14 protein-coding genes and 1 tRNA gene are annotated in these 17891 nt (G+C 31.0%); 12 read left to right on the top strand and 3 right to left on the bottom strand.

What is annotated here, in order from left to right:
- The first annotated feature begins 80 nt into the window (after positions 1 to 80).
- A complete protein-coding gene (locus ABD771_RS03395) occupies positions 81 to 290 on the top strand; it encodes a hypothetical protein (protein WP_345090677.1) in 210 nt (69 codons plus the stop codon).
- A 91-nt stretch (positions 291 to 381) separates the two neighbouring features.
- Here ABD771_RS03395 and ABD771_RS03390 read toward each other — a convergent pair.
- A tRNA-Phe gene (locus tag ABD771_RS03390) sits at positions 382 to 454 on the bottom strand.
- Between the two features lie 122 nt (positions 455 to 576).
- On the opposite strand from ABD771_RS03390, the gene ABD771_RS03385 reads away from it, so the two are divergent.
- The 7 genes from ABD771_RS03385 to ABD771_RS03355 all read left to right on the top strand — a co-directional run bounded on the left by ABD771_RS03385 (position 577) and on the right by ABD771_RS03355 (position 8087).
- A complete protein-coding gene (locus ABD771_RS03385) occupies positions 577 to 1308 on the top strand; it encodes a type III pantothenate kinase (RefSeq protein WP_345090674.1) in 732 nt (243 codons plus the stop codon).
- Positions 1301 to 2584: a BamG family beta-barrel-assembly machinery protein gene (gene bamG, locus ABD771_RS03380; RefSeq protein WP_345090671.1), complete on the top strand. Its 1284-nt coding sequence runs from the start codon at positions 1301 to 1303 to the stop codon at positions 2582 to 2584. The genes ABD771_RS03385 and bamG overlap by 8 nt, the downstream gene beginning before the upstream one ends.
- An 18-nt stretch (positions 2585 to 2602) precedes the next feature.
- Positions 2603 to 3850, top strand: a complete 1248-nt coding sequence (locus ABD771_RS03375; RefSeq protein WP_345090668.1) for a tetratricopeptide repeat protein — start codon at positions 2603 to 2605, stop codon at positions 3848 to 3850.
- Positions 3850 to 4404: an LPS export ABC transporter periplasmic protein LptC gene (lptC, locus tag ABD771_RS03370; RefSeq protein WP_425556440.1), complete on the top strand. Its 555-nt coding sequence runs from the start codon at positions 3850 to 3852 to the stop codon at positions 4402 to 4404. The genes ABD771_RS03375 and lptC overlap by 1 nt, the downstream gene beginning before the upstream one ends.
- A gap of 2 nt (positions 4405 to 4406) precedes the next feature.
- On the top strand, positions 4407 to 4613 hold the full coding sequence (locus tag ABD771_RS03365) for a hypothetical protein (protein WP_345090662.1): 207 nt from the start codon (positions 4407 to 4409) through the stop codon (positions 4611 to 4613).
- Positions 4613 to 5872: a hemolysin family protein gene (locus ABD771_RS03360; protein ID WP_345090659.1), complete on the top strand. Its 1260-nt coding sequence runs from the start codon at positions 4613 to 4615 to the stop codon at positions 5870 to 5872. Before ABD771_RS03365 ends, ABD771_RS03360 begins: the two co-directional genes overlap by 1 nt.
- A 109-nt stretch (positions 5873 to 5981) precedes the next feature.
- On the top strand, positions 5982 to 8087 hold the full coding sequence (locus ABD771_RS03355; protein WP_345090656.1) for a peptidylprolyl isomerase: 2106 nt from the start codon (positions 5982 to 5984) through the stop codon (positions 8085 to 8087).
- 57 nt (positions 8088 to 8144) lie between these two features.
- Here the strand turns inward: ABD771_RS03355 and ABD771_RS03350 are convergent, their stop codons facing one another.
- Together ABD771_RS03350 and ABD771_RS03345 are read right to left on the bottom strand one after the other, a co-directional pair.
- A complete protein-coding gene (locus ABD771_RS03350; RefSeq protein ID WP_345090653.1) occupies positions 8145 to 9059 on the bottom strand; it encodes a GYDIA family GHMP kinase in 915 nt (304 codons plus the stop codon).
- Between the two features lie 4 nt (positions 9060 to 9063).
- Positions 9064 to 10380 (bottom strand): hydroxymethylglutaryl-CoA reductase, degradative, encoded by a 1317-nt coding sequence (locus ABD771_RS03345; protein WP_345090650.1) that lies wholly within the window; start codon positions 10378 to 10380, stop codon positions 9064 to 9066.
- 168 nt (positions 10381 to 10548) lie between these two features.
- Between ABD771_RS03345 and ABD771_RS03340 the strand changes: the two genes are divergently transcribed.
- From ABD771_RS03340 to ABD771_RS03325, 4 genes are all read left to right on the top strand, one after another.
- On the top strand, positions 10549 to 12720 hold the full coding sequence (locus tag ABD771_RS03340; protein WP_345090647.1) for a S9 family peptidase: 2172 nt from the start codon (positions 10549 to 10551) through the stop codon (positions 12718 to 12720).
- Between the two features lie 30 nt (positions 12721 to 12750).
- Positions 12751 to 14634, top strand: coding sequence for a peptide MFS transporter (locus tag ABD771_RS03335; protein ID WP_345090644.1), 1884 nt, complete (start codon positions 12751 to 12753; stop codon positions 14632 to 14634).
- A gap of 73 nt (positions 14635 to 14707) precedes the next feature.
- Positions 14708 to 16366 carry a peptide MFS transporter gene (locus ABD771_RS03330; protein WP_345090641.1) on the top strand — a complete coding sequence of 553 codons (1659 nt, stop codon included), beginning with the start codon at positions 14708 to 14710 and terminating at the stop codon, positions 16364 to 16366.
- 2 nt (positions 16367 to 16368) lie between these two features.
- Complete coding sequence (locus ABD771_RS03325) at positions 16369 to 17880, top strand: peptide MFS transporter (protein ID WP_345090638.1); 1512 nt, start codon at positions 16369 to 16371, stop codon at positions 17878 to 17880.
- Positions 17881 to 17891 lie beyond the last annotated feature (11 nt).

The following is a 17891-nucleotide window of genomic DNA, read 5'->3' as shown; positions in this document are numbered from 1 at the left end:
AGAATTTTCTAAAGGCCTTTCATAATTTTGAAGGGTCTTTTTTATACTATAACTTTGCAGAATTATTTGTCAATAGTTAAATGAAGAAATTAGTAGTAAAATCCCTAAAAGTCTTTGGCATCACAATTGCAGTTTTATTGTTGGTAATGTTTTTATTTCCAATAATTTTTCCTGGTAAAATTGAAAAGGGAATTAAAAGTTTTGCAAATGAAAATCTAAAAGGTGAACTAAATTTTAAAGAAGCAAATCTCTCCTTTTTCAATCATTTTCCGTCACTAACTTTGGATTAGTTTAAAAGCATTTACCCATGCCACAAAAAAGTTAGACACTATTTGGGTATTTTTAAAAACAAAAAACCCGAATATTGCTATTCGGGTTTTGTGGTACCTCCAGGGATCGAACCAGGGACACATGGATTTTCAGTCCATTGCTCTACCATCTGAGCTAAGGTACCTTTACAATTTGGAGCATTACTGCTACTTGATTGCGGTTGCAAATATAGAACGATTTTTAATTTATTCAAAACAATTTTTAAAAAAAATCTATTTGTAACTTTGCAACTCTAAACTTAGAATTATGCTTTTAGTCATCGATGTGGGAAATACACAAATCAAAGCGGCTGTTTTTGAACAGAATACGCTTTTGAAAAAAGAAATAATAGCCTATGAAGACTGGCAAATCTCATTGAAAAAAGTCATAAAAAAATTTTCAGAAATCAGTATTTTAGTAGTTGCATCGGTTGGAAAACTAGAAAAAAATGATTTTTTGACATTAGATTCAGGACTAAATGTTTATTTCGTCACTAGAGAAAGTAAGTTTCCTTTTAATAATCTTTATGCTTCACCATCAACCTTAGGAATCGATAGAATGATATTGGCTTCAGGTGCAGTACTTCAGTATCCTAATAAAAATAGGATAGTGATTGACGCTGGAACTTGTATCACCTATGACTTTATTGATTCAAATGATAATTATTTAGGCGGAGCTATATCGCCTGGAATCAGATTGAGATACGAATCATTACACAATTACACCGCAAAATTGCCGTTATTAAAGAGAGAATCTCCTTCAGAAGTTATTGGAAATTCAACGCTACAATCAATTCACTCAGGAGTTATTAATGGAATTTCTTTTGAATTAGATGGATTTATTAACTCTGTTTTAGATAAAAATGATAACTTTATCATAATTTTAACTGGTGGAGACTCAGATTTTTTGGCTGAACGATTAAAAAATACCATATTTGCCAATCCAAATTTTCTTTTAGAAAGTTTGAACCAAACTTTTCAATACAATAACAATGATTAAAAAAATTATAGTAAGCATTAGTTTACTTTTTTCGCTAGTTTCATTTGCTCAAGAAGGAACGTCTTCTCCTTATTCATTCTACGGAATTGGTGATGTTAGATTTAGAGGTACAGTAGAGACACGTTCTATGGCAGGTTTATCAATTCTTCCAGATAGTATTCATATCAACCTTCAGAATCCAGCGATGTATTCTAGTTTGAAATTAACTTCTTTCTCAGTTGGAGGTACTTATTCAGTAAATCAATTGAAAACAAATCAAAAAGACGAAAAAGCACAGCGTACCACTCTTGATTATCTTGCTATTGGGATTCCATTGAAAAAAGTTGGTCTTGGATTTGGTCTTATTCCTTATTCGTCTGTTGGATACAACATCAAAAATTCAGTTTATGCTCCAGATGGAAGAACGGATAATTACTATAAAGGGACTGGAGGTCTAAATAAAGTTTTCTTTGGTTTTGGATATCAATTAGCTAAAAACTTCAGTATTGGTGCAGATGTTCAATATAATTTTGGAAAAATAGATACCAGAAGCTTATCGACAGAGTTTACTTTAAATTCATCAAATGAATATGAGCAAGTGCAATATAGTACTAGAGAAACTAATTCATCATCTGCTAGTGGAGTGAATTTCAATGCAGGTTTGTCATACAATACTAAACTATATAAAAATATTTCTCTTTTTTCTAGTTTAACATATACTCCAGAAGCAACAATTACTTTGAATAATGAAAGATTTATAGCAATTGTTCAATCTGTTGATGGTGTTGCAGATGCAGTTGTTGGTGATGAAGAAGAGATTCAAGTAGCTGATACGAAACTAAAAATGCCTTCTAAGTTTTCTTTTGGAGTAGGTATTGGTGATACAAAAAAATGGATTGTTGGTACAGAACTTACTTTTCAAGGAACAAGTAATTTCGGAAATCGATTTAATGATATAGACAATGTGTCGTATGAGAATGCTACTAGATTTACTGTAGGAGGTTATTATATTCCAAACTATAAGTCATTTACAAATTACTTTGAAAGAGTAGTTTATCGAGGTGGGTTTAGATTTGAAAATACTGGTTTAGTTATCAATAACCAACCAATAGAAGATGCAGCACTAACTCTTGGATTAGGTTTGCCTCTAAGAGGAGCTTTCTCAAATGTAAATGTTGGCTTCGAGTTAGGAAACAGAGGAACTCAAAAAGGAGGATTAGTTAGAGAGCATTACATGAACTTTAGCATTGGATTATCTCTTAATGATAGATGGTTCCAAAAAAGAAAATACGACTAATTTTAAATCTCAATTAGCATGAAACGTAAATTAATTATTCTATTAATGATTTTTGCATTCCAATTTGGAACTGCTCAAGAAGCGAATTGTGCAGATAAAGAAAGTAAGCTTGCAAAGTATTTATCAGAAAATAATTATGTTAAAGCAAAAGAAGTTTGGAACGACATAAAAATGACTTGTCTTACTTCTAGTGAAAAGTCGCTTCAATTAGGTTTGCAATTACAACAATATAACATTGAGATTGCATCAAGAGAAGATAAAGAGAAAGAAGTTCGAGAAATTTTAGGGATTTATAAATTATACGATAAAACCTTTCCAAATAATAGTAATGGTAACTTTGAGAAAAGTGCCATGGCTTTGTACTTAAATAAAGTTGGAACCAACAATGAAATCTACAGTTTATTAGATCAAGCATTTGAGTTACAGAAAAAAACATTTCAAGATCCAGAAGCAATTTTTGTTTATCTTCAGTTGTATGTAGAAAAGTATAAAGCTGAAAAGTCAACGATTACTATTGATAATTTATTCAGTAAGTATATTGGAGTTATTTCACTTATAGAAATGAATAAGGAAACAGTGCCTGCTAATCAAGAAATTTATGATAGAGTTCTTGTTTCTATGGAATCCCTTATGAAAGATTTTTTGGTTTGTGAAAACATTGGTTCTCACGCTAAAGCAAATTTCCAAAATAAAATAAACGATATTAATTGGTTGCAATCTGTAGCAAAAATGCTCTCAGTTTCATGTAAAAAAGTGCCAATTTTTGAATCGATTGCAGCGGAATTGCATTCTAAAAAACCTTCTGGAAAATCGGCTTATTATCTTGCAACCTACTATTTAAATACAATTAAACAAGATAAAGCAATAGATTTTTTTTCGGAGTCAGTGAAATTAGAAAGTGATAAAATGACCAAAGCAACAACAGCTTATACAATTGCATCAATACTTTCAATAACTGATAAGGAAAAGTCAAAAGAAATGGTTCTTACAGCAATTGAAAACAATCCAACAAATGGAAAATACTTTATCTTTTTAGGTAATTTATATGCAAATGCTGTTTCAGAATGTGGTACAAATGATTTAGAAAAAAATGCTATTTACAAATTGGCTTCTGATACAGTTTTAAAGGCAATTACAGTCGAGCCACGATTAAAAGGTACTTCAGAAGAATTGTCTAAATCATATTTACAGAAAATAATTACAACTAAGTCAAATACAAAATCTGTAAAAATTGGTTGTTGGATTAATCAAACAGTAATTTTGTAATGCAATTAATGTTTAAAAAATCACTACTTTTTTCATTAACTGCAATCGTGGTTTTTTTACTATTTTCATGTGAAAGTAATTTTAAAGAAGTTCAAAAATCTACTTTTGCAGAGTTTACTCCAAGTGGAGAGGCAGACTCTATAAATATTAAATACACAGATTCTGGTAGAATTAAATCTATTCTTATTAGCGATAAAATGTTAGATTATGCTACTGTAGAATTTCCTTTTACAGAGTTTCCAAAAGGTGTAAATGTAACTTTGTATGATGAAAATGGAAAGCGAACCTTTGTAACTTCAAAATACGCTGTGACTTTCAAAAACACCGATTTAATTGATTTGCAAGGTAGCGTGAAAATCACAAATGAAACAGGACAGTTATTTGAAACGGAACAATTGTATTTTGATCAAAAAAACGAATGGTTTTATACCGAAAAAAGATATAAATTTACCGATCCAAAAGGAGTGTCTTTTGGTGAAGGCGTAGATTTTAGTAAAGATTTTAAAATAATAAACTCTCAGAGTGTTTCTGGAGAAGTTGAAAACGATAATTAAACATGAACTATCTTAAAATAACAAAATATATTTATTTACTAATTGGTTTCATCATGGTTTATGATGCAATTTCAAAATGGAATGATGCGGAAAAACCATGGTTGAGCGTTGTTCTTGCAGGATTAGCTTTTTTCACTTTTTTCTTTAGAAGCCGTTTTGCAAAGAAATTTGAAGACAGAAAAAGTCAAAACAAACCTAATAATACTTAATGGAGATAACAGTAATTATAATATGTTTATTACTGTCTGCTTTCTTCTCAGGGATGGAAATTGCCTATATTTCATCCAATAAAATTTATCTTGAAATTGAAAAAAAACAAGATACATTTCTTTCAAAAATTTTAACTAAAATTACTGAAAAACCATCCAAATTTATCGCAACAATGCTTGTTGGGAACAATATTGCAATTGTAGTTTATGGTTTTTTTATGGGTGATTTGTTAATGAATTGGATTAATTCTTTCGAATTTCAATTTTCTGAATTTTCAAATTTATTATTACAAACGGTTATTTCTACATTAATAATTTTAATTACTTCAGAGTTTTTGCCAAAAGTTTTTTTTCAGATTTATTCTAATAATTTGATGAAATTTTTTGCGATTCCATCTTATGTATTCTATTTAATTTTCAATTATATATCAACATTTATCATATGGATTTCTGATTTTATTTTAAAAAAATTCTTCAATACAGAAGGTGATTACGTTCCATCATTTTTTAGTAAAGTTGAATTAGGAAACTATATTAATGAGCAAATGAGTTCTGTTGAAGATCATGAGGATGTTGATTCTGAAATTCAGATATTTCAAAATGCACTTGAGTTTTCTGGTGTAAAAGCAAGAGATATTATGACACCTAGAACAGAATTGGTTGCAGTAGATATATACGATTCTGTCACAGAATTAAGAGAACTGTTTATTTCAACTGGTTATTCTAAGATTTTAGTATACCAAAACTCTATTGATGATATTATAGGTTATGTTCATTCCTTTGAATTGTTTAAAAAACCACGAAGTATTAAATCGGTAATGATTCCAGTTGAGTATGTGCCTGAAACGATTTTTATAAAGGATGGTTTAAATTTACTAACCAAGAAAAGAAAAAGTGTTGCAGTAATTTTAGATGAATATGGAGGAACTGCAGGAATAATGACTGTGGAAGATATTATCGAAGAGCTTTTTGGAGAGATTGAAGATGAACACGATAGCGATGAAGAATTGGTAGAACAACAACTTGATGAAACTACCTATCTTTTTTCTGCACGTTTAGATGTAGAATATCTTAATCAAGAATACAAACTCAATATTCCTGAAAATGATTCCTACGGAACTCTTGGCGGATTTATAGTTAATACTTCAAAAGAAATTCCACAAAAAGGTAATCAAATTACAATTGATAACTTCCATTTTGTGATTGAAGAGGCAACAAACACCAAAATTGAAGTAGTAAAAATGACTATTTCTGACTAAGAATAAAAAAAAATCACATTTTATTGTAAATTATAGCATATCAACTATAATTATTTCATAGATAATTGTATTTTCGCAAACTGAATTAAAAAATTAACATATATAAAAAATGGCAGTTTTACAAAAAATTAGAAAGCGCTCAGGATTACTTTTATTAGTTATTGGTCTTGCTTTGTTAGCATTTGTTATTCAAGATTTGTTTTCAAATGGAATGAAAAGTCAATCACATGATGTAGGAAGCGTTAATGGAAAAGACATTGCTTTTGAAGACTTTAGAATTAAAGTTGCAAACACTGAAAAGAACGGACAAAACGGACAACCTGTAACGCAAACGCAAGCAGCTAATCAAGTTTGGGACCAAGAAGTTGCAATTGCTTTAATAAATGAGCAATTTGAAAAAGCTGGTATACGTACTAGTGATAATCATATTGTTGAATTTTTCAAAAAAGACCCAAATATTGGTCAAAATCCGATGTTCTTAAATCAATTAGGAAAGTTTGATTTGGCTAAGTTTAAAGAATATTTTAAAAATAATCCAGAGCAAGCTCAGATGATGAAAGATAGAGAAAAAGATGCAGAAATCAACTCTAAATTTCAAATCTATAGCTCAATGATTAAAGCTGGTATGTACACAACAAATGCTGAAGGAAAATTCAAGTATGAATTGGAAGCCAACAAAGTTAATTTTGATTACGTTTCTGTGTTATATTCTACAATTAAAGATAGTGATGTAAAAGTTACAGATGCTGACATCTTAGAATATATGAAGAAAAATGAAAAACGTTTCAAATCTGAGGAAACTCGTGAAATTGAATATGTTTTAATTGAAGACAAACCATCTGTAAAAGATGAAGAAGAAATGAAAGCTAAAATCAACGGACTTTTAACAGGTAGCGTTGTTTATAATAAAGAAACAGGTAAAAACGATACTTTACCAAGTTTTAAAACTGCTACTGATGTTGCTGATTTCGTTGGCGCTAATTCAGATAAACCGTACGATTCAACATACGTAACAAAACAAAATTTACCTGCAGAACATGCTGATAAATTATTTGCTTTACCAGCAGGTGAAATCTACGGACCATACATCAACGGAAACTATTACTGTATTTCTAAAGTGATGGGAAGAAAAGCTGGTGACCAAGTTAAATCTAGTCACATCTTGATTAGTTGGGTTGGTGCTGAAAGAGCTGCTCCAAAAGAAAAAAGAACTAAAGAAGAAGCTAAAGTTAAAGCTGATGCATTGTTAGCTCAAGTTTTGGCGAATCCTTCAATGTTCCAAATGATGGCGTTAACAAATTCTGAAGATCCATCTGTTCAACAAAATGGTGGTGATATGGGATTCATCTCAAAAGAAACTGGTTTTGCTAAAGGATATAAAGATTTTGTATTTGCAAATCCAGTAGGAAAAATAGGTATTGCAGAAACAGAATTCGGTTACCATATTATCAATGTTACTGATAAGCAAGACGCAGTTCGTTTAGCTACAGTTGCTCAAAAAATTGAAGCATCAGAGCAAACAACAAACGAAGCTTTTACAAAAGCTACACAATTTGAAATGGACGCAGCAGGTAAAGATTTTGCTACAGTTGCAAAAGCAGCTAAACTTACTGTAAATCCATCAATAAAAGCTAAACCAATGGATGAAGCTTTTGGTGCTGCTGGTAATCAAAGACAAGTTATAAAATGGGCTTACAGCAATGATACTAATGTTGGTGATGTAAAAAGATTTGAAGTCGTTAACGTTGGAAACATCATTGCTAGATTAAAAAAAATCAACGAAAAAGGTTTAATGACTGTTGAAGAAGCTAAACCAATGGTTGAAAGCATTATCAAAAACAAAAAGAAAGCTGAAAAAATTATTGCTAAAATGAAAGGTTCTTCATTAGAAGCGATTGCTAAAGCTAATGCAACTACTGTTCAAAATGCTCCAGCTGCATCTGTTGATAACGCTGTTTTAGCAAATGTTGGATTAGAGCAAAAAGTAGTTGGAACTGCTTTTGGATCTCCAGCAAATAAAGTATCTGCTCCAATCGAAGGAAATTCTGGAGTTTATGTTATCAAAACAAAATCTGTTGCTAAAGCACCAAAATTGCCTAAGTATGATGATTATGTAAACAAGTTGAAGTCTAATGCAGGTCAAGCTTCAGGAAGAGTTTTCCCAGCTTTGAAAAATGATGCTAAAATTGATGATAATAGATTAGAATTCTACTAGTAGATTCTTTCTAATAATTATATAAAAAATCCCGAATTATTTCGGGATTTTTTAGTTTTATAATATCATGTCTTTATAAGGTATCACTACCTTGTATCCTTTATTGTTAAAATACTCTGATGGATTTTCTTTTGAAATGGCTAAAACAAAATCGCCACCCCAAGCACCAAGACTTTTGATAACACCATGAAAATCATCAAACAAAGCTTCTTGAACTGTTTGAAGTTCTAAAACATTACTCATTTCAATTTCATGTTTATGTAATGCTAATGCAAATTCTTTTGGTTCGGTTGCATCTACAATTGTCTTTGTAATTGCATCAATTATTTTAACAGTTTTCCCAATATCTCCTTGCTTGTCTAGATATGAAGCAATTGCAGATTTGCTACTTTGCTTTCTGTTCAAATAAACGAAATGTATTTTATCAGTAAAGTCAGGTTCAAAAGATATTTTTTCTACTGTTGGTTTTTCATTGATTAATTGGTAGATAATTGCTGAATCATTTTGAGCACAAGCCAAGTCATATCCACTTCCTCCAAAACTTCTTTTAAGTAATTCATAGGCATCAATCTCTAACCACTGAGCAATATTATTAATAAGAGTAGAAGAAGTGCCCAAACCCCAAAATTTAGGAAAGGTGAGCTCTGTTGTAATCTTATAACCTTTTGAATTTGTAATAAAATCAGAATTCATTAAGTAAGCTTCATGCAAAATTTCAATCAATGTATTTTTGATGTTATGAATTTCATCATAATTCTTCTTTTCAATGATACTGGAAAAAGGAATGTTTTCTTCAAACCAAATACTTCCATCATTGTCATGACTTCTCCATTGAATAACTTCATTTTCTGAAGATTCAATAATTAAATTCTGACCAAATTTTGTAGGCAGAGCCAATGCTTTTGCACCATCAAGAACTACATATTCTCCTGTAATTAGTAATTTTCCGTTGCTGTAGAATTCTTTTTTCACAAGATTATTTTCTTAAATTCTCAATAAATTCTACAACTGCAGCATGAGAAATAGTATTACTTTCAAAGTGCTTTTTAATCATTATTCGCTCTTCATCAGAAGTTTGAAACTGATTCAAAATATTATTTATATGCATTTTCATATGGCCTTCCTGAATTCCGGTTGTAGTTAAGGAACGCAAAGCAGCAAAATTTTGTGCTAATCCAGTTACAGCAACTATTTGCATTAATTCGTGTGCCGATGGTTTTCCTAAAATCTGTAAAGCCATTTTAACTAAAGGATGCAATGAAGTTAATCCGCCAACAGTTCCTAAAGCTAATGGAATTTCCATCCAAAAAGTAAAGACTCCATTTTCAATTTTAGCATGAGATAAACTTGAATATTTTCCGTTTCGAGAAGCATAAGCATGAACTCCAGCTTCAACAGCTCGGAAATCATTTCCAGTTGCAAGAATTACTGAGTCAATCCCGTTCATAATTCCTTTGTTGTGCGTTACTGCTCTATAAGGTTCTATTTCTGCAATCTTCACCGCTTGAACAAATTTCTCTGCAAATTCTTGAGGATTCTCAATTTTCTTTTCGGCTAAATCTTCAATTTTGCATGAAACTTCAGCACGAACAATACAATTGGGAACATAATTAGAAAGAATGCTCATCACCACTTGAATGTTTTTTTCTTCTTCAGAAAAACCATCATAATTTTGAGCTTCTACTTTTAATGTTTTTGCAAATTGCTCTAAACAAGAATTTATAAAATTTGCTCCCATAGAATCTTTCGTTTCAAAAGTAGCATGCAATTGAAAGTAGTTTTCTAATTCGTTGGTTTTATTTCTTAGTTCAATATCCAAAATTCCACCACCGCGTTTTTGCATGTTTTTGGTGATGTTTTCGGTTTCGGAAAAGAATTTTGATTTTGTTGTATTGAAGAAGTTTTCTAATTTTTGAACATCACCTTTATAAATAAAATGTACCTGTCCGATTTTTTCAGAATTCAAAACAGTGGCTTTAAATCCGCCTCGAGTACTCCAATATTTAGACGATTTCGCAGCCGCAGCAACAACTGAACTTTCTTCAATTACCATTGGAACTGAATAATATTTATCGTTGATTAGAAAATTTGGCGCAATTCCCATTGGTAAATAGAAATTGGTAATCGTGTTTTCAATAAATTCATCATGCAATTGTTGCAATTTGGAATCAGAATTCCAGTATTGTTTTATGGTAGCAATAGCTTCTGATGGATTGGTAAAGTATTCATTAGCAATCCAATTGATTTTATCTTCTTTTGTTAATTTTGAAAATCCGGCAACAGCGTTATTCATGTTCAAATGATTAATTCTTATTTTTAGCAAAGATACGCTTTAGAATTAATTCTTATATTTTGTTTTGGAGGAATTTAAAAATACTAAAAATTGCATTTAACATAAAAATATGCCATTATTTGGGAATTTTTCACTAAAATTGAACTCGTTTTATAATCAATCAAGAAAATGAAAATTACTAAAATTATTACGCTCTTTCTTTTAACAACTTTTTCTGTTGTAGCACAGCAAAAAATTTCGGTTGAAGAAATTTACACAGGCGCTTTTCGTGCCAAAGGAATGGATGCATTACAATCCATGAAAAACACTAATCAGTATACGGTTTTAAATACTGACAGAGCTACAAAAAGCCAGCAAATCGATCTTTATGATTTTGCAACATTAAAAAAAGTGTCGACATTAATAGATACTAAAAACTTCAAGGAATTATCCGATGATGGAATTGATAGTTATGTGTTTAGTAATGATGAAAAGCAAATTTTAATTGCTAATAATTCTAACCAAATTTTCCGTCATTCGTTTACTGCAGATTACTTTTTGTATGACACAAAATCTCAAAAAATTTCTGGATTTTTAGGTCAAGTTCAAGAGCCAACATTTTCTCCTGACGGAACTAAAATTGCTTATGCAAAAGCAAATGATCTGTATGTTTATGACATAGCATCAAGAAATACAACTCGTGTTACTAATGATGGTGCGAAAAATGCAATAATAAATGGTATCACTGATTGGGTTTACGAAGAAGAGTTTGCCTTTGTTCGTGCTTTCGATTGGAGTACGGATAGTAAAAAACTAGCTTACATTCGTTTCGACGAAAGCGAAGTACCACAATTTTCAATGGATATGTACAAAAAGGACTTATATCCAACTTCAGAAACGTTTAAATATCCAAAAGCTGGTGAGAAAAACGCCTTAGTTTCATTGCATATTTATAATTTAAGCGGCAATATTTCTCAACCAATTAATTTAGGAAATTATTCTGATTTCTATATTGCAAGAATGAAATGGACTAACGATGCTAATTTAGTTTCGGTTCAAGTTCTTAATCGTCATCAAGACAATTTAGATTTAATTTTTGTTGATGCAACTACAGCTAGCCCAAAAGTAGTTTTGAATGAAAAAGATAAGGCTTATGTAGATGTTACTGATAATTTAACATTCTTGAAAGACAACAGTTTTATTTGGACTTCAGAAAAAGATGGTTACAATCACATTTATTTATACGATAAAAACGGAAAACTAAAAAATCAAGTTACCAAAGGAAATTGGGAAGTAACTTCTTATTATGGTTTTGACGAAAAAACTAAAACAGTTTTTTATCAATCAGTAGAGAAAGGTTCTATTTTGAGAGACGTTTATAAAATTTCGCTTGACGGAAAAAAGAAAGTAAAATTATCTTCACAAGTTGGAACAAATGCAGCGACTTTTAGTCCAGATTTTACTTATTTTATCAATACTTATTCAAGTGTGACAACTCCGCCAACGTATACTTTGAATAGCTCTAAAGACGGAAAACAAGCTCAAGAAATTGTAAACAACACAGCTTTGGTTGATAAATTAAAAAGATATGATTTACCAACAAAAGAGTTTTTTGAACTTACGACGGAAAAAGGACACCAACTAAATGCTTGGATGATCAAACCAAAAGATTTTGATGCAACTAAAAAATATCCAGTTTTCATGTTTCAATATTCTGGACCAGGTTCGCAAGAAGTGGCCAATAATTGGTTAGATACTAACGACATGTGGTTTATGATGTTGTCACAACAAGGTTATATCATTGCTTGTGTTGACGGAAGAGGAACAGGTTATAAAGGTGCTGCTTTTAAAAAATGTACTCAAAATGAATTAGGAAAATTTGAAGTAGAAGATCAAATCGATGCTGCAAAAGTTATAGGAAACTATGCTTATGTAGATAAATCTAGAATTGGTATATTTGGCTGGTCTTATGGTGGCTTTATGTCGAGCAATTGTTTGTTCAAAGGTGCTGATGTTTTCAAAATGGCAATTGCCGTTGCTCCGGTTACTAATTGGAGATTTTATGATAGTATTTACACTGAAAGATACATGACAACACCACAAGAAAATGCAAGTGGTTATGATGACAATTCGCCAATCAATCATGTTAGTAAATTAAAAGGAAGTTTTTTACTAATTCATGGAACGGCTGACGATAATGTGCATGTTCAAAATTCAATGCAAATGATTGAAGCATTAGTTCAAGCTAATAAACAATTTGATTGGGCAATTTATCCTGACAAAAACCACGGAATATACGGTGGTAAAACAAGAATTCAGTTGTTTAACAAAATGACGAATTACATTAAAGAGAAACTATAATCAACTAAATACAAACTAAAATAAATTAAAATGAGTGAAACAGCAGTAAAAACAGGACATCCAAAAGGACTTTGGGTATTATTTGGAACCGAGATGTGGGAAAGGTTCAACTTCTACGGAATGCGAGCTATCTTAACATTGTTCTTAGTAAATTCATTGATGATGAAAGAAGAAGAGGCATCATTAATTTATGGTGGATTTTTAGGACTTTGTTACTTAACACCTATGTTAGGTGGATTCATTGCCGATAGATTTTTTGGAAACAGAAACTGTATTTTACTGGGTGGTTTAATGATGGCAGTTGGGCAATTTTTATTGTTTACAAGTGCAAGTGTGTTTGGAACAAATTTATCTTTGGCAAATACTTTAATGTGGTCAGCATTAGGAATTATCATTTTTGGTAATGGTTTCTTTAAACCAAATATTTCCTCAATGGTTGGAAGTTTGTATCCAAAACAAGAAAAAACAAAATTAGATACTGCTTTTACAATTTTCTATATGGGAATTAACTTAGGAGCTTTCTTAGGTCAAACTATCTGTCCCTATTTAGGTGATGAAGTAGTAAATGGTGTTCAAAATGTTCATGCTTTCAAATGGGGATTTTTAGCAGCATCAATTGCAATGTTAATTGGTACAGCTGTATTTTATGTATTGAAAAATAAATATGTAGTAACTCCAGAAGGAAAACCACTTGGCGGATTACCAAAATATAATGATACTTCAGATTATGAAGAAGGTGAATCTCAAAGCGCTGTGTTTTCAACTAAATCATTAATTGGTGCTGTTATAGCCTTTATAGTTTTATTTTTTGCTTTTAGATTTCTTCTGGATGGGGATAATTTTATTAAAACTATTATATATCCAATTATCTATGCAAGTGGTTTAACATTAGCTGGATTAATTGTTTCTGATAGTTCATTAACCAAAATTGAAAGAGATAGAATTTTTGTAATTTATATAGTTGGATTTTTCATCATATTCTTTTGGGCTGCATTTGAACAAGCTGGTTCCTCTTTAACATTTATTGCAGCAAATCAAACGGATAGAACTTTTATGTTTGGATGGCAAATGCCAGCTTCAATGGTACAAGTTTTTAATGGAATTTTCGTTTTTGGTTTTGCATTACCATTTAGTATTTTATGGGATAAATTAAGAGCAAGTGGAAAAGAGCCATTGTCAACTGTAAAACAAGCAATAGGTTTAGGTTTAATTGCAGTTAGTTACTTCATTATTGCTCACAATGTGAAAGATTTAGGAAATAGCGGATTGCTAGCTATCAAATGGTTAATACTTTTATATTTAATTCAAACTTTTGCTGAATTGTGTTTGTCTCCAATTGGTTTGTCTTTAGTTGGTAAATTATCTCCAAAGCGTTTCGCTTCACTATTATTTGGAGTTTTCTTTTTATCAAATGCTGCAGGTTATGCTTTATCAGGAACTTTAGGTTCAATTCTTCCTCCAACTGGGGATAAATATTTAACGGCTGAAAAAAACAATATTGATTTGAGAGGAATTTTAGATGGAAACAAAGTTGCTGACGGAACTCAGTTGTTTACCTTGGCGAAATTAAATTTAGCAAAAATTGATAAAGAAAAGGCTATAGAGTTTAAACTTGATGTTGATAGAAAAATTAAAAATATTGCTGAAATCAAAAGTTTAAAGGAGATTGCTAAGAAAGATAAAAAACAGTTTGTAAATAAGTTTATTGCTTCTGACACAACTTTTACAGCTACTGAATTAGATTTAATTAAGGAGAAAAAAGTAGTAACGGTAACTTATCCTGTTTTTGCTGGATTTACAATTAAAACCTTATTTGAATTCTTTATGGTATTCGTTGTGTTAACAGGAGTTGCTGCAGTTATTTTATTTGCTTTAACACCAGTGATTAAAAAGATGATGCACGGCATTAGATAATTTTAAAAAATATTTTTATATCTTTCAAACCTACAAGAAATCCTTGTAGGTTTGTTTTTTAAATTGAATTATTATGTGGAAAAGTCATCCTAAAGCATTGCCTTACTTATTTTTATCTGAAATGTGGGAACGTTTTGGTTATTATTTAATGATTGGAATTTTTACGCTATATCTTAAAGATGTAGAAGCAGGTTTCGCAATGACAGAGAAAGAAGCATCCGATTTGTATGGAACTTTTATCGCTTTGGTATTTTTAACACCTTTCATTGGTGGTTTAGTTGCTGATAGATATTTAGGTTACAAAAAATCAATTGTAATTGGTGGAATAATGATGGGTGCAGGTTATTTTATGATGGGAATTCATAGTTTACCAATGTTATATCTTGCCATGACTTTAGTTATCGTTGGAAATGGATTTTTTAAACCAAATATCTCAACTTTACTAGGAAATTTCTACAACGAAGACCAATACAAAGAGAAGAAAGATGAAGGATACAACATTTTCTACATGGGAATCAATGTTGGTGCTTTTATCTGTAACTTTTTTGGTGCTGCTTTACAAATTTTACTAGGTTGGCAATATGCTTTTATGGCTGCTGGTTTAGGAATGTTTATTGGTGTAATCGTGTTTCTTTTAGGAACAAAACATTATGGCGATAAAACCGATAAAAAAGGAATTCAAGAAGGTGATATGCCGTTTTCAAAAATTGTATTGTACATTTTAGTCCCATCGGTAGTTTTTGGAGTTATTGGTTGGTTGATTAAAGGAGTACAATCAGATGTAAATCTTGATAGTGCCATTTTTGGTTCTGATAGTACTGATGCTTTTATTTTTGCTTGTCTTCCAGTAGTTTACTTTTACGGAAGTTTATACTTTAAAGCAAAACCTGAAGAGAAAAGACCAATTGGCGCTTTACTTTCAATATTTGCTGTGGTAATTTTGTTTTGGGCAGTTTTTAAATTAAATGGTTCGGCATTAACAACATGGGCTGATAGGTATACAGATAGAGAAATAAGCGGAACGACTCAAGCTGTTTTTAGTAATTTAAAATTAGCAAAAGATATTGAATACAAAAAGGATTCAACCGAATTATACGATGCAAGTTTTAGACTTCAAAAAGAAAATGGTGAAGTTAAAAAAGTAGTTGATTATCCAATTTATTTTAGAAATGTTGAAAAAGAGAAATTACCTCAAGAAGGTTCCAAAGTTTCTATTTGGGCAACCAATTTAAGTCAGTCTATTAATCCAGGTTGGGTTATCATTTTGACACCACTTGTTGTCGCCTTTTTTACCTTTTTAAGAAGTAGAAAGAAAGAACCATCAACTCCAACAAAAATTGCTTTTGGATTATTAATTTCGGCTTTATCCGTTCTAGTTATGGTTGCTGCGGTTCATATTGGAAACAACGGAATGGAAAAAGTATCCGTTTGGTGGTTGGTTGCTAATTACGGAATTATAACTATTGGTGAGTTATTCCTAAGTCCAATGGGATTATCGATTGTTTCTAAATTATCTCCAAAAAATATTACTGCATTAATGATGGGCGGATGGTTTTTATCAACCTCCATCGGAAATAAATTATCTGGAGTTTTAGCAAGTATGTGGGACCAATATGACGATAAAGCTAATTTCTTTTGGGTAAATTTCGGATTGTTAATGTTTGCAACAATATTAATGTTTGCCTTAGTGAAAAATTTAAATAAAGTAATGAAAGACCACGGAATTAATTAATTATGGAAATCAATCAGTCAATAGAAGAGATTCAAAATTTTAAAGGAAAATATCCAAAACAGCTTTGGTATTTGTTCTTTAGTGAAATGTGGGAACGTTTTTGCTTCTACGGAATGCGTGGAATGCTTTATTTTTATATGGTTCATTATTTATTGATGGATAAAGAAGCAGCAAATTTACAATATGGTGCTACCCAAGCATGGGTTTATGCTTTTACTTTTATTGGTGGTTTATTTGCTGATAAAATTTTTGGTTTTAGAAAATCACTTTTTTGGGGTGGTTTGTTAATGATTGTTGGAAGTTTAATTTTAGCAATCAATCCAAAATCATTTTTCTTCGTAGGTGTGAGTTTTAGCATTGTGGGGACAGGTTTTTTTAAACCAAATATTTCTTCAATGGTTGGTAAATTATACAAGGAAGGTGATTCAAGAACGGATGCAGGTTTTTCATTATTTTATGCAGGTGTAAATCTTGGTGCTTTAATTGGTGGATATGTTTGTATTGCTATTGGAAAAGGACAAATGCTTTCTAATTTAATTCCTGACAACCTAAAGTGGAATGTTGCATTTGGTTTAGCGGCAGTTGTTATGTTAATTAGTTTATTAACCTTTACACAAACTCAAAAAAGTTTGGGAGAAATTGGTCTTTCTCCATTACTACATCTAGAAAAATCTAAAAGGAGAATCTATGAATGGATAACCTATATTGGCTCTATTTTAATTGTTCCAATAATTATTGTAATGGTTTCTAATACTGTTTATACTGATTACTTTATGTATGCCATTGGTCCAATTTCAATTTTGTATTTAGCTTATGAAATGAAAGGCTTTTCAATTGTAGAAAACAAAAAGCTTGTAGCTGCAGTAATTTTTATGTTATTTTCAATTATTTTTTGGGCATTTTTTGAACAAAGCGGAGGTTCCTTAAGCGATTTTGCTGCTGAAAATTTGAATAGCACTGTTTTGGGAATTTCATTAGACCCAAATGGTGTTAATAATTCGGCAAATTCTTTCTTTGTAATTGCATTTGCAGCATTAGTTGGATTGGTTTGGCTATGGATGGCAAAACGAAAAATTGAACCTAATACAGTTATTAAATTTGGTTTAGCATTTTTATTTTTAGCTGGTGGTTTTTGGGTTTTCTATTATACTAAATTTTTCGCAGATGCTTCTGGTAAAACTTCTCTAGATTTATTTACTTTTGGTTGGTTTGTAATCACTTTTGGAGAACTTTGTTTATCGCCAATTGGAATGTCGGCCATGACGAAATTATCGCCACAAAAAACACAAGCTGTAATTATGGGAATGTGGTTTTTAGCAAGTGCTTATGGTCAATATTTTGCAGGATTACTAGGTGCAAACATTGCAAAAGCTTCCAAAAACGCATCCAATTTAGAGAAATTAAACGTATATGCTGATGGTTACTACCAATTAGCAATTTACGCCTTAGCTGCTGGATTAGTTTTAATAGCAATTTCTCCACTAATTAAAAAACTAATGCAGGAAGTAAAGTAGCCGACATTTTT

Source organism: Flavobacterium chungnamense (genome assembly GCF_039539165.1).
GTDB lineage: Bacteria > Bacteroidota > Bacteroidia > Flavobacteriales > Flavobacteriaceae > Flavobacterium > Flavobacterium chungnamense.
The sequence above is the reverse complement of the archived record's forward strand: the minus strand, read 5'-3'. Positions and strand labels throughout refer to the sequence as shown.

Excerpts from the sequence above, each read along its gene's own strand:
- ABD771_RS03385 (WP_345090674.1), top strand. The coding sequence starts at position 577 with ATGCTTTTAGTCATCGATGTGGGAAATACACAAATCAAAGCGGCTGTT.
- ABD771_RS03355 (WP_345090656.1), top strand. The coding sequence starts at position 5,982 with ATGGCAGTTTTACAAAAAATTAGAAAGCGCTCAGGATTACTTTTATTA.
- bamG (WP_345090671.1), top strand. The coding sequence starts at position 1,301 with ATGATTAAAAAAATTATAGTAAGCATTAGTTTACTTTTTTCGCTAGTT.
- ABD771_RS03360 (WP_345090659.1), top strand. The coding sequence starts at position 4,613 with ATGGAGATAACAGTAATTATAATATGTTTATTACTGTCTGCTTTCTTC.
- ABD771_RS03365 (WP_345090662.1), top strand. The coding sequence starts at position 4,407 with ATGAACTATCTTAAAATAACAAAATATATTTATTTACTAATTGGTTTC.
- ABD771_RS03395 (WP_345090677.1), top strand. The coding sequence starts at position 81 with ATGAAGAAATTAGTAGTAAAATCCCTAAAAGTCTTTGGCATCACAATT.
- ABD771_RS03325 (WP_345090638.1), top strand. The coding sequence starts at position 16,369 with ATGGAAATCAATCAGTCAATAGAAGAGATTCAAAATTTTAAAGGAAAA.
- ABD771_RS03330 (WP_345090641.1), top strand. The coding sequence starts at position 14,708 with ATGTGGAAAAGTCATCCTAAAGCATTGCCTTACTTATTTTTATCTGAA.
- lptC (WP_425556440.1), top strand. The coding sequence starts at position 3,850 with ATGCAATTAATGTTTAAAAAATCACTACTTTTTTCATTAACTGCAATC.
- ABD771_RS03340 (WP_345090647.1), top strand. The coding sequence starts at position 10,549 with ATGAAAATTACTAAAATTATTACGCTCTTTCTTTTAACAACTTTTTCT.
- ABD771_RS03335 (WP_345090644.1), top strand. The coding sequence starts at position 12,751 with ATGAGTGAAACAGCAGTAAAAACAGGACATCCAAAAGGACTTTGGGTA.
- ABD771_RS03345 (WP_345090650.1), bottom strand. The coding sequence starts at position 10,380 with ATGAATAACGCTGTTGCCGGATTTTCAAAATTAACAAAAGAAGATAAA.
- ABD771_RS03375 (WP_345090668.1), top strand. The coding sequence starts at position 2,603 with ATGAAACGTAAATTAATTATTCTATTAATGATTTTTGCATTCCAATTT.